13 protein-coding genes are annotated in these 12,547 nt (G+C 44.9%); 11 read left to right on the forward strand and 2 right to left on the reverse strand.

The features are described 5' to 3' along the window. Positions 1–23: 23 nt before the first annotated feature. Entirely contained in the window at positions 24–659 is a 636-nt protein-coding gene (locus ACWQAU_RS03055; RefSeq protein WP_003645630.1) for a lysophospholipid acyltransferase family protein, read from the reverse strand. Between the two features lie 111 nt (positions 660–770). Between ACWQAU_RS03055 and ACWQAU_RS03060 the strand changes: the two genes are divergently transcribed. The 3 genes from ACWQAU_RS03060 to ACWQAU_RS03070 all read left to right on the forward strand — a co-directional run bounded on the left by ACWQAU_RS03060 (position 771) and on the right by ACWQAU_RS03070 (position 2,901). Next, complete coding sequence (locus tag ACWQAU_RS03060; protein WP_003644499.1) at positions 771–1,529, forward strand: tRNA1(Val) (adenine(37)-N6)-methyltransferase; 759 nt, start codon at positions 771–773, stop codon at positions 1,527–1,529. Then, positions 1,513–1,818: a GIY-YIG nuclease family protein gene (locus tag ACWQAU_RS03065; protein ID WP_003640742.1), complete on the forward strand. Its 306-nt coding sequence runs from the start codon at positions 1,513–1,515 to the stop codon at positions 1,816–1,818. Before ACWQAU_RS03060 ends, ACWQAU_RS03065 begins: the two co-directional genes overlap by 17 nt. An 84-nt stretch (positions 1,819–1,902) precedes the next feature. Continuing rightward, positions 1,903–2,901 (forward strand): D-2-hydroxyacid dehydrogenase, encoded by a 999-nt coding sequence (locus tag ACWQAU_RS03070; protein ID WP_003640741.1) that lies wholly within the window; start codon positions 1,903–1,905, stop codon positions 2,899–2,901. Positions 2,902–3,189: 288 nt separating this feature from the next. Here the strand turns inward: ACWQAU_RS03070 and ACWQAU_RS03075 are convergent, their stop codons facing one another. After that, positions 3,190–3,912 carry an HAD family hydrolase gene (locus tag ACWQAU_RS03075; protein ID WP_003640740.1) on the reverse strand — a complete coding sequence of 241 codons (723 nt, stop codon included), beginning with the start codon at positions 3,910–3,912 and terminating at the stop codon, positions 3,190–3,192. 224 nt (positions 3,913–4,136) lie between these two features. Between ACWQAU_RS03075 and rpsB the strand changes: the two genes are divergently transcribed. The 8 genes from rpsB (at position 4,137) to ACWQAU_RS03115 (ending at position 12,173) form a co-directional block, all read left to right on the forward strand. Further along, positions 4,137–4,940: a 30S ribosomal protein S2 gene (rpsB, locus tag ACWQAU_RS03080; protein WP_003640739.1), complete on the forward strand. Its 804-nt coding sequence runs from the start codon at positions 4,137–4,139 to the stop codon at positions 4,938–4,940. Between the two features lie 102 nt (positions 4,941–5,042). Beyond that, a complete protein-coding gene (gene tsf, locus ACWQAU_RS03085) occupies positions 5,043–5,921 on the forward strand; it encodes a translation elongation factor Ts (protein WP_003644498.1) in 879 nt (292 codons plus the stop codon). Positions 5,922–6,121: 200 nt separating this feature from the next. Beyond that, positions 6,122–6,844 carry a UMP kinase gene (gene pyrH, locus ACWQAU_RS03090; protein ID WP_079111798.1) on the forward strand — a complete coding sequence of 241 codons (723 nt, stop codon included), beginning with the start codon at positions 6,122–6,124 and terminating at the stop codon, positions 6,842–6,844. A gap of 1 nt (position 6,845) precedes the next feature. Continuing rightward, positions 6,846–7,409 (forward strand): ribosome recycling factor, encoded by a 564-nt coding sequence (gene frr, locus ACWQAU_RS03095; RefSeq protein ID WP_003640736.1) that lies wholly within the window; start codon positions 6,846–6,848, stop codon positions 7,407–7,409. Between the two features lie 119 nt (positions 7,410–7,528). Beyond that, a complete protein-coding gene (locus ACWQAU_RS03100) occupies positions 7,529–8,308 on the forward strand; it encodes an isoprenyl transferase (protein WP_003640735.1) in 780 nt (259 codons plus the stop codon). 15 nt (positions 8,309–8,323) lie between these two features. Continuing rightward, a complete protein-coding gene (locus ACWQAU_RS03105; protein WP_003640734.1) occupies positions 8,324–9,109 on the forward strand; it encodes a phosphatidate cytidylyltransferase in 786 nt (261 codons plus the stop codon). 37 nt (positions 9,110–9,146) lie between these two features. Continuing rightward, positions 9,147–10,424 carry an RIP metalloprotease RseP gene (gene rseP, locus ACWQAU_RS03110; RefSeq protein WP_003640733.1) on the forward strand — a complete coding sequence of 426 codons (1,278 nt, stop codon included), beginning with the start codon at positions 9,147–9,149 and terminating at the stop codon, positions 10,422–10,424. Positions 10,425–10,463: 39 nt separating this feature from the next. Then, the gene (locus tag ACWQAU_RS03115; protein ID WP_003640732.1) at positions 10,464–12,173 is read left to right on the forward strand and encodes a proline--tRNA ligase; all 1,710 of its coding nucleotides are present in this window, start codon (positions 10,464–10,466) and stop codon (positions 12,171–12,173) included. Positions 12,174–12,547 lie beyond the last annotated feature (374 nt).

Raw genomic sequence — 12,547 nt, forward strand, 5'->3', positions numbered from 1 at the left:
CCGACACTTTTTTATTATCGAACTTAATGTTTCTGACGGGTTGTAGCAGGATCAACGTATTTGAACGTTGGGTCGATTTGACGATCCAAGTCGTCAAAAGCGTGCAACATTTTAGTCTCAATTTGTTTTTGACCAGCTTCATCCAATTTCAGTTTACGATCAATATCAATCGGTTGACCGAAACGGACGGTAACCCGCTGACGGCTAAAGAGTTGTTTGAAGGTCAATGGGCCTTGGTAAACGGTTGGGACTAGTGGAACACCGGCCATCTTAGCGATGACGGTTGCACCGCCCTTAAGTTCTTGTGAGTGGCGCGTTCCTGATGGAAACATGATTAGTGAAAGCTTACCGCTGCGCAAAAATTTGACGGGGGTCTTGATTGCTGAAGGTCCTGGATGTTGCCGATTGACAGGAAAGGCGTTCGCATGAACGAGAATGAACCGCAGAACGGGATTCTTAAATAGTTCTTCCTTGGCCATAAAGCTAAATTTCATTGGGCTGCCAGCCAGTGCATAGTACAACGGGTCAAACCACGTGCGGTGTGGCCCAACTAAGATATAGGCCCCCTCTGGTAGGTTTTCCCGTCCTTGATAGCGGGGCCGACCGTTAATAATGGTGATGATTAGCCGGACTAGTCCGCGCATAAATGAATAAAACATCACGATCTTCCTTTCGTTTAATAACTGCTCACAGTATGACGAAATTTGGCAAATTCTGCAAGTTAATTGTATGATAGCTGTGCGACGAATTGAATGGAGAGGTGGCCGAATATGGCAGACGTCACGTTACACGCCGATGAGCGTATTGATCAATTATATAGTCAAGATATTCAAATCATTCAAAGTTCCCAAGTCTTTGCGTTCTCACTGGACGCGGTTTTATTGGGTGACTTTGCCCAGGTTGCGAAGGGTGCTAAGAGCCAGATTGTGGATCTCTGTGCTGGCAATGGCGCAGTAGGTCTATTCGCCAGTGCCAAAACTCAAGGTCATATTACGGCGGTCGAAATCCAGCCCCGGTTGGCTGAGATGGCCCAACGCAGTGTTATTTTGAACGATTTAACCCAGCAAATGACAGTTCTGAACGAAGACTTATTGGCAATTACGCACCAATTACCGAAGGATTCGGTGGATACCGTCTTGTGTAACCCGCCGTATTTTAAAGATCAACCGCAGAGTGTCAAAAATCCAAATCCTCATTTGGCGATTGCCCGCCATGAATTGTCCGCTAATTTAGATCAGATTCTAGCGGTAACTAGTGATTTGTTGAAAATGAATGGTAAAGCCTATTTTGTGCACCGTCCTGAACGTTTGGATGATTTATTCAGTGCGATGGCGGCCAATCGGTTGGCACCCAAACGGATGCGGTTCGTCCACCCGAAAGCACAACGGGAAGCGAACATGGTTCTAATCGAAATGATCAAGGACGGGAAACGCAACGGTGTTCGAATCATGCCGCCGCTTGTCGTTTATCGTGATGATGGTGAATACGGGGAAGAGGTGCACACGTTACTCTATGGCAAGCACAAGTAAGCCGGCTGCGTCCACGACGGCAATCAAAAAATATTATTTTTATGTACTATTATGTGCTGATCAAACGTTGTATGGTGGTTTTACGGATAACTTGCAGCGACGATTAGCAACGCACAATGCGGGCAAAGGGGCTAAATATACGCGGGTCAGATCACGGCGGCCTTTGCAATTAATTTATCATGAAACTTTCACTGACAAATCAAGTGCGTTAAAGGCTGAATATGCCTTCAAACACCAATCGCGAGCTGCCAAGCTAAAATACTTGTCAGCTCACGATGTGAAAATTTAGCGAAGTTTTCACAATTTATGATTCTATTTCTCGCATTTACTGTTATAATATTTACTGTATCAATATATAGGAGGAATTTTTGTAATGAAAATTATTGCATATGCTGTACGTGATGACGAACGTCCATTCTTCGATACTTGGATGAAAGAAAACCCAGATGTTGAAGTTAAATTAGTTCCAGAATTACTTACTGAAGACAACGTTGACTTAGCTAAAGGCTTCGACGGTGCCGATGTATACCAACAAAAGGACTATACTGCTGAAGTATTGAACAAGTTAGCCGACGAAGGGGTTAAGAACATCTCTCTTCGTAACGTTGGTGTTGATAACTTGGACGTTCCTACTGTTAAAGCACGTGGCTTAAACATTTCTAACGTACCTGCATACTCACCAAATGCGATTGCTGAATTATCAGTAACGCAATTGATGCAATTATTACGTCAAACCCCATTGTTCAACAAGAAGTTAGCTAAGCAAGACTTCCGTTGGGCACCAGATATTGCCAAGGAATTAAACACCATGACTGTTGGTGTTATCGGTACTGGTCGGATTGGCCGTGCTGCCATCGATATTTTCAAAGGCTTCGGCGCTAAGGTTATCGGTTACGATGTTTACCGGAATGCTGAACTTGAAAAGGAAGGCATGTACGTTGACACCTTGGACGAATTATACGCCCAAGCTGATGTTATCACGTTACACGTTCCTGCATTGAAGGATAACTACCACATGTTGAATGCGGATGCCTTCAGCAAGATGAAAGATGGCGCCTACATCTTGAACTTTGCTCGTGGGACACTCATCGATTCAGAAGACTTGATCAAAGCCTTAGACAGTGGCAAAGTTGCCGGTGCCGCTCTTGATACGTATGAATACGAAACTAAGATCTTCAACAAAGACCTTGAAGGTCAAACGATTGATGACAAGGTCTTCATGAACTTGTTCAACCGCGACAATGTTTTGATTACACCACATACGGCTTTCTACACTGAAACTGCCGTTCACAACATGGTGCACGTTTCAATGAACAGTAACAAACAATTCATCGAAACTGGTAAAGCTGATACGCAAGTTAAGTTTGACTAATCTCGATTATCACTGAAAATGGCGTCACTCATCTGAGTGACGCCATTTTTTATACTTTCATCTAATGGGGCCTTTTCGAAGCGTTAACCCCAAGCGTACTTTCAATGCTGTTATTATCCATAACAAAAAGCCCACAATCGAGCTGGTTGCACGACTGTGGGCTTCACAAGTAAGCGATTTTGTTAGCGATAACACAATTAAGTGTTGCTAGGTAAAGGTCTTGCTAGCACGTACTTACCGTGGTTGTTACCAGCATAAGTTGCTCGTAGCTTTAACGCCAGTATGCGTCTATGAAGCGCTGGCGGCTTGAAGAAGTGCTAGCAATAGTTCATTTAGTTCCGCTGGACTCTGGATGATTTGATCAGGAATTACGCTCGGTGTCACCTGGTCATTGCGCCGGTGATTAAACCAAAAAGTTTGCCACCCAGCGTGTTTGGCACTGGTCATGTCGAGTGCTGCATTGTCACCAACGTAAACGGCTTCGTTGGCCTTGATGCCAACCTGATGGGCCCACGTCGTGAAAATCGATGGGTCGGGTTTAGCAATACCCAATTCTTCTGAGATAAAGATGTTATCCGGATGCACGAAATGTTCAATTTGTAATTGATGTAACTTTTGATGCTGAATCGGCGCTGGCCCGTTGGTAATGATACCAATTTTAAATGCGTGACTGAGCTTGGTCAGCGTCGCACTCAGCCCATCGAAAAGGCAAATCTGATTTAGTTCCTGCTGATAGGCCATTTCAAATTGGATAGCCCGATCAGTGCTGATGTGGACTTTGCTGGGTGCTAACGCGTGTCGAATACGGGCGGTTTGCCACGCTTCCAGCGTCATAGTCGTATCAGTGACCTGGTTAAAGGTACGGTCATTAAAATCATGGAACCGGTTAAAAATTTGTGCCAATTCAGTGCTGCTCAAAGCCTGGTTAAAAGTTTTAGTTAAGGCAGCAGTGAACGGTGATTTTTGATCATACAACGTATCGTCAAGGTCAAAAATGATGGCTTTTATCATTATTAAGTGAGCCCCCTATGCGAGATTGTATTTTAACACACTTTCAGGAATTCACAAATTCTTGATGAAATTGCTTGCAAGCACTAGTAATTTTCGGTATACTAATTTTCGGTGTTAAAACCAATTCACACCTACTGCGATAATCATGGCGGTGCTCGGGAGAGTGCCATGATTAGTTGAACGGTGGGGAGGAATAAAACAAATTTTTTGGAGGCACATTTATTATGGCTGTTATTTCTATGAAACAATTGCTTGAAGCCGGTGTCCATTTCGGTCACCAAACTCGTCGTTGGAACCCAAAGATGAAACCATACATCTTTACGGAACGGAACGGCATCTACATCATTGACTTACAAAAGACGGTCAAGATGATCGACTCAGCTTACAACTTCGTTAAGGATGCTGCGGCTGATGATGGTGTTATCTTGTTTGTTGGGACTAAGAAACAAGCCCAAGATTCAATCGAAGAAGAAGCAACCCGTGCAGGTCAATACTACGTTAACCATCGTTGGTTAGGTGGGACTTTGACTAACTGGAACACCATCCAAACACGGATCAAGCGTCTTAAAGACTTGAAGAAGATGGAAGCTGATGGCACCTTCGAACGGTTACCTAAGAAGGAAGTTTCATTATTAATGAAGCAACGTGCCAAGCTTGAAAAGTTCTTGGGCGGTATCGAAGACATGCCTCGGATTCCAGATGTAATCTTCATCGTTGATCCTCGTAAGGAACAAATCGCCGTTAAGGAAGCTCAAAAATTGAACATTCCGATCGTTGCGATGGTTGATACGAACACTGATCCAGATGACATCGACGTTATTATTCCTTCAAACGATGACGCAATCCGTGCCGTTCGTTTGATCACTTCTAAGATGGCTGATGCTGTCATTGAAGGTCGTCAAGGTGAAGACGAAGATGTTACTGAAGATTCTTTCAAGGACAACAAGGACGCTAAGAAGTCCGTTGACTCATTGGAAGACATCGTTGAAGCTGTTGAAGGCGACAACGACGCCAAGTCTGACAAATAATTAATTGAAATAATTAGGCTGCCTAAAAATCGCGGACCATTACGGCCTGATTTTGCGGGCAGCTTTTTATCTAAAATCAAGATACTCAAAGGAGAGTAAACTATGGCAAAGATTTCTGCAGCACAAGTTAAAGAACTTCGTGATAAAACCGGTGTTGGTATGATGGACGCTAAAAAGGCGTTAGTTGAAACTGAAGGCGACATGGAAAAAGCCGTTGACGTTTTACGTGAAAAAGGGGTTGCTAAGGCCGAAAAGAAGAGTGGCCGGGTTGCTGCCGAAGGGATTGCTGCTGTTGCAATCAAGGACAACAAAGCTGCCATTGTTGAAATCAACTGTGAAACTGATTCAGTTGCTTCAACTGACAAGTTCAAAAACTTGGTAACTGAAGTTGCCGACAAGATCGCTGAAGAAGAACCAGCTTCCGTTGACGACGCCTTAGCTTTGAAGACGGCTAACGGGACGGTTAAAGATGACGTCATCGAAACGACTCAAGTAACTGGTGAAAAGATCAGTCTTCGTCGTTTCCAAGTTGTTGAAAAGGGTGCTGACCAAAGTTTTGGTTCATACATCCACAACGGTGGCCAAATTGCAGCCTTAGTTGTCTTAGACGGTGCTGACAGTGCTACTGCTAAGGACGTTGCCATGCACGTCGCTGCTATCAATCCTGAGTATGTTAACCGTGAACAAGTTCCTGCTGACCGGTTAGCTCATGAAAAAGACGTGCTTGTTAAGGAAGCCTTGAATGAAGGTAAACCTGAAAAGATCGTTGAAAAGATGGTTGAAGGCCGTTTAAACAAGTGGCTTTCAGAAATCAGCTTGGATGACCAAGAATTCGTTAAGGATTCTGATCAAACTGTTGCGCACTTTGTCGAATCAAAGGGTGGCAAGGTTAGCTCATTCATTCGTTTTGAAGTTGGCGAAGGAATCGAAAAGAAGGCTGATAACTTCATCGATGAAGTTATGAACCAAATTAAAGACTAATTACTGACTAAGGGATTAGCTAATTGGGGATTACGACGGAAAGCAATTTTCGGCGTAGTCCCTTTTTGTAAAGTAACGGGTTGAAGCCGCTTTAAAAAGAGAATTCGGTTAATTTTTGCGCCGGATTACGGCTGGATACCAAACGCTTATTGAAATATATGGTAAAATGATAGACAGATAATTTCGAGGAGGACAAAACGATGTCGGAAGTTAAATATAAGCGTGTAATCCTAAAACTGAGTGGGGAAGCCTTAGCTGGTGAGAAGGGCTTTGGAATCAATCCCCCCGTCATTAAAACGGTGGCAGAGGAACTTAAGGACGTCTATGACATGGGCGTACAAATTGCAATCGTCGTTGGTGGTGGCAATATGTGGCGTGGCGAAGCTGGTGCCCAGATGGGTATGGAACGGGCCCAAGCTGATTATATCGGCATGTTAGCCACGATTATGAATGCCTTGGCACTCCAGGATAATCTCGAATCAATGGGTGTGCCGACCCGGGTTCAAACATCCATTGAAATGCGACAAATCGCGGAACCATACATTCGGCGGAAGGCAATGCGCCATCTTGAAAAACGCCGGATCGTTATTTTTGCCGGTGGTACCGGGAGTCCATACTTCTCAACGGATACGACCGCCGCATTACGGGCCGCTGAAATTAATGCGGATGCGATTTTGATGGCCAAAAATGGCGTCGATGGTGTTTACTCGGCTGATCCTAACAAGGATGCTAGTGCAGTTAAATTTGATACGCTTACCCATCTCGACATTATCAACAAAGGGTTACAAGTGATGGATACTACGGCAAGTTCCTTATCGATGGATAATGACATTCCTGTCGTGGTCTTTAACTTGAATGAACCTGGAAACATTCGGAAAGTCGTCGCCGGTGAACACATCGGGACAACAGTCAGGGGGAAATAATATGGCAATTACGGAACCAATTTTAAAAGAAGCACAGGAACGGATGAAGAAGGCGGAAGCTGCTTTACAACGCGAGCTCGGTAATATTCGGGCTGGCCGGGCTAACGCATCATTATTGAATCGGATTTCTGCAGATTATTACGGTGCGCAAACACCACTTAATCAGATGGCGGCAATTACGGTACCCGAACCACGGGTCTTAATGGTGACCCCATTTGATAAGAGTGCCCTTAAAGAAATCGAAAAGGCTATTTTAGCGTCAGACCTCGGTATTAGCCCAGCTAACGACGGTTCTGCGATTCGGTTAGTTATTCCACAATTAACGGAAGAACGGCGTAAAGAACTTGCCAAGGACGTTAAGGCGGAAGGTGAACGTGCCAAGGTCGCCGTTCGAAACGTGCGTCGTGATGCAATGGAAGCCTTGAAGAAGGGCCATAAAGATGGTCAATTCACTGACGACCAGTTACATCAGTTAGAAGACCAAGCCCAAAAGTTAACGGATCAAGCGGGTAAGGACGTCGACGCGATCGTTGCGGACAAAGAAAAAGAAATTTTGGAAGGTTAATGACCGACCAATTTATTAAGGCTTGGAGAAATTCAAGCCTTTTTTTGTTGACGAATAGTTAATTAGTGCTTTTTTTGGTAAAATAGTGCATAGTTAAGCTATTTTTATGGAGGTGCGCCTTGTTCGCTTTTTTTAATAAGAATGATCCTGCAGATAACACCGACGTGCAATTGGATCCTGAACGTATTCCAGCCCATGTCGCCATTATTATGGATGGCAATGGGCGTTGGGCCAAAGCACGGCATTTACCACGGGTTGCTGGCCATAAGGAAGGTATGAACACGGTCAAAAAGATTACGATTGCCGCAAGTGATTTGGGCGTTAAAGTCCTGACGCTTTACGCGTTTTCAACTGAAAATTGGAAGCGGCCAACTGATGAGGTTAATTACCTCATGCAACTGCCAGTGAGTTTCTTTGATACTTTCGTACCGGACTTGATAAAAAATAATGTGCGGGTGCAAGTCATGGGCTACGTTGATCACTTGCCAGAAGCAACGCAAAAAGCAGTCCAAAATGCGATTGCAGATACCAAAGATTGTGATGGGATGGTGCTGAACTTTGCTCTCAACTATGGTTCACGGGCCGAAATCGTGACCGGGGTGCAAAAAATTGCCCAGCAAGTGCAAGATGGTCAATTGGCGGTTGGTGATATCGATGATGCAACCATCGACGCAGCACTGATGACGGCACCACTTGCGCCATACAATGATCCAGATTTGCTGATTCGCACGAGTGGTGAAGAACGCATTTCAAATTTCTTAATGTGGCAGATTGCCTACAGTGAACTGGTCTTTACTGATGTGAAGTGGCCGGATTTCACAGCGGCGACCCTTCAAGCCTGTATCGCGGATTTTCAGAGCCGTGATCGGCGCTTTGGTGGGTTGTCGGATCATAAATAAAAGGGAGTTTTTGGTATGAGACAACGAGTCATTACGGCTGTCGTTGCGTTAATTTTATTTATCCCAGTCATTTTTGTGGGCGGGGTAACCTTAGATATTGTGGCCATGCTGTTAGGGGCCGTTGCGATGAGCGAGTTACTCGTGATGCGTAAAAAATTATTGATTTCATTTGAAGCAATCGTAAGCATGCTTGCAGTTATGATTCAAATTGCACCGAATAACTGGTTCAATGGCTTACCAGACCAATTAAACAAGGAGTACGTGGTTTACTTCTTAGTTATCTTGCTACTGTTACACACTGTGTGGTCGCGGAATCGCTTTTCATTTGATGATGCCGGAATGTTGACGTTAGGCGTCCTGTACATCGGGATGGGCTTCAACTACTTCACGGCTGCGCGGGGTGTCAGTGTTTACATGTTACTCTTCCTGATGTTCATTGTCTGGCTGACAGATAGTGGGGCTTACATGGTCGGACGCAAACTGGGTCGGCATAAAGTCACACCGATCAGCCCCAATAAAACATGGGAAGGTTGTATTGGGGGTAGCGTGATTGGTGTGATCGTTGCCAGTGCCTTTGCAATTGGGTTTCACGTCGGCTATGCTAGCGTCATCAGTATGGTACTGATTACTTTAGTCTTATCAGTAGTTGGCCAGTTTGGCGATTTAGTAGAATCCGCGTTGAAGCGTTACTATGGTGTTAAGGATTCTGGTAAGATCTTGCCGGGACATGGCGGTATCCTAGATCGATTTGATAGTATGTTATTAGTTTTTCCAATTGCACATTTATTCGGCCTCTTTTAAGCTGAGTACCCGAAACGCGGGAGAAAGGAGCGCTTAATTGATCGTTACAATTATTACGTTCATTATCGTTTTCGGAATCTTGGTCATCGTCCATGAATTTGGGCACTTTTACTTTGCCAAAAAGGCTGGGATTCTAGTGCGTGAATTTTCTGTCGGGATGGGGCCCAAGGCGGTCGCGTTTCGTCGTAATGCAACAACTTATACGTTACGGTTTCTGCCAATCGGTGGTTACGTACGGATGGCCGGGGTTGCCGATGATGAAGATGAAGAACTCAAGCCCGGAACGCCAGTTAGTTTGCAAATTGGTCCGGATGGTATTGTTCATTCAATCAATGCTAGTAAGAAGACAACGTTGTTCAATGGAATTCCACTGTCAGTGACGGCGACTGATCTCGAAAAAGAACTCTGGATCGAAGGTTATGAGAACGGGGACGAAAGTGAAGTTAAACACTACGCCGTCGATCATGACGCTACGATCGTTGAAAGCGATGGTACCGAAGTTCAAATTGCACCGGTCGACGTCCAATTTCAATCGGCCAAGTTATGGCAACGAATGTTGACGAATTTTGCCGGACCGATGAATAACTTCATTTTGGCCATCATTACATTTGCAATTCTTGCCTTTATGCAGGGTGGTGTTACGAGTACAACGACCCACGTAGCGGCGACGACAGCAGACTCAGTTGCCCGTACGGCCGGTATTCAAAAGGGCGATCAAATCGTGGCGGTTAACGGTAAAAAAATGACGAGTGCCCAATCGATTTCGCTGTTGATTCAAGACAGCCCGAAGCAACGGTTGACTTTGACCATCAACCGGGCCGGTCAGACTAAAAAAATTGCGGTTACCCCTGCTGCCAAGACGGTCTCTGGTAATCGAATCGGTCAAATCGGGGTCCAATGGGCGACTAAGACCGACACGAGCCTGGGGGCCAAGTTAGCATACGGCTTTACTGGTTCGTGGGGAATTACCAAACAAATTTTTCAAGTGCTTGGTCGGATGGTCACTCACGGGTTCAGTTTGAACGATTTAGGTGGGCCGGTGGCAATCTTTGCCACGACCTCGCAAGCCGCTAAGTCCGGGGTGCGCACGGTGATATATTTGCTCGCCGTGCTGTCGATCAACCTTGGAATTGTTAATTTATTACCGATTCCAGCACTTGATGGTGGTAAACTATTATTAAACATTGTTGAAGGCATTCGGGGTAAACCACTACGGGTGGAAACGGAAAGTGTCATTACCTTGATTGGTTTTGGCCTCCTGATGTTATTAATGATTCTAGTAACTTGGAATGATATTCAGCGATATTTCTTCTAAGTGATATTTAATTTGGAACAATAAGGAGAAGATTTGTAGATGAAACAGTCGAAATTGTTAATCCCAACACTCAAGGAAGTGCCTAATGATGCCGAAGCCTTGAGTCATCAAATGATGTTACGGGCGGGCTATATCCGACAAATTTCAGCCGGAATGTACGCTTATTTGCCATTGGCTTACCGCGTATTGACGAATATTGAAAAAATCATTCGGCAAGAAATGGAAAAAATTGATGCAGCGGAAATGCTGGTACCAGCAGTCATTCCAGCTGAGTTGTGGAAAGCAACTGGGCGTTATGAGACATACGGTCCAGAACTATTCAAGCTGAAGAACCGCCATGACCGAGAATTTATCCTTGGCCCCACGCACGAAGAAACGTTTACGTCAATTGTTCGCGATGAAATCAAATCGTATAAACGGTTGCCATTGACTTTGTATCAAATCCAGGCTAAGTATCGTGATGAAGATCGGCCACGTTATGGGTTACTTCGTGGGCGTGAGTTCATCATGAAGGATGCCTATTCATTTCACGCGGATGAGGCCTCATTAGATGACACGTTCCAAGATATGGCGCAAGCTTATCAGAATATTTTTGAGCGGGTCGGCTTGAAGTTTCGTTCAATCATTGGTGATGGTGGGGCGATGGGTGGAAAGGATTCCCGTGAATATTCGGCCATCGCACCGGTTGGTGAAGATACAATTGTTTATTCGGATGCGAGTGATTATGCGGCTAATCTTGAAATGGCTCGGAGTTTATACGTCCCAAAGAAGTCACATGCTTCGTTAAAGGATATGGAAAAGATCGATACTCCCGGAGTGGGCACGATCGACGAACTGGCTGAGTTCTTAAAAGTTGGTGCTGACCAACTGGTTAAGAGTATTCTGTTTATTGCAGACGATCAGCCAGTAATGGCACTGGTTCGTGGCGATCATGAAGTCAACGATGTTAAGTTGAAGAATTACCTTGGTGCGGATTTCTTGGAAATGGCTACGCCAGAACAAGCCCAACAATATTTGGGCGCTAGCTTTGGTTCACTCGGCCCAGTTAACGTTCATGATGACGTTAAAATTGTCGCTGACCAGTATGTGAAGGACATGGTCAACATTACGGTCGGGGCTAACGAAGACGGTCATCACTTCACGAACGTCAACCCTGAACGTGATTTCCACGCGGAAGCTTACGTTGACATTCGCTTTGTTCAGGAAGGTGAGTTATCACCAGATGGTGCGGGCGTCTTGAAGTTCACCAAGGGTATCGAAATTGGACATATTTTCAAACTTGGCACCCGTTATTCTAAAGACTTGCACGCAGAAGTCTTGGATGCCAATGGACGTAATATTCCGGTAATTATGGGCTGCTATGGGATTGGTGTCTCACGGTTGTTGTCTGCCATCGCTGAACAACGCGCTGATGAAAATGGGTTGATTTGGCCAAAAGCAATTGCACCATTTGATGTGCACGTGATTCCGGTTAACCCGAAGAAAGCGGACCAGGTTGAGGTTGCCGACCAAGTTGAAGCACAATTAGAAGCCGCTGGGTACAACGTTTTGTATGATGATCGGAAGGAACGTCCTGGTGTGAAGTTTGCTGATTCCGACTTAATGGGCATTCCTGCTCGGATTACCATTGGGAAAAAGGCCAGCGAAGGAATCGTCGAGATCAAGCTTCGCCAGACTGGTGAGACTTTGGAAGTTAAACAGGAAGAAATCGCCAACAACTTGGCCGTTCTGCTCAAGAATATCGATTAAAATGCTGCAAAACTAAGTTAATAAAAATATGGCAACTACCCGTTGATAGTCGCCAACAACAATCACCTGGTTAGATTCCGTTGACTGGGTGATTTTTGTTTGCCGATTAATCACGTGGCTCAACGGTCAGACTGTGATAAAATAGTAACGTTTCAAGTGAACGATTTGTGCGTTCACTGAAGATTATTTCAGATGCCGTTAATCGCCGAGGCATCACGGTCTCGGTTAAGCAAACTGACAAAGTAGTGCCAACTGTGGACCGCGGCCCTGAGCACTTAATTGGGGTTCTAGTTAATATTAAAAGTCTTGCTTGGCGTTGGGTTAGTTGTTAGCGACTAAGTCATCGTTGAAACGGGATTCTGTTTCTAGTGGGT

The organism is Lactiplantibacillus sp. 3062 (assembly GCF_055413545.1).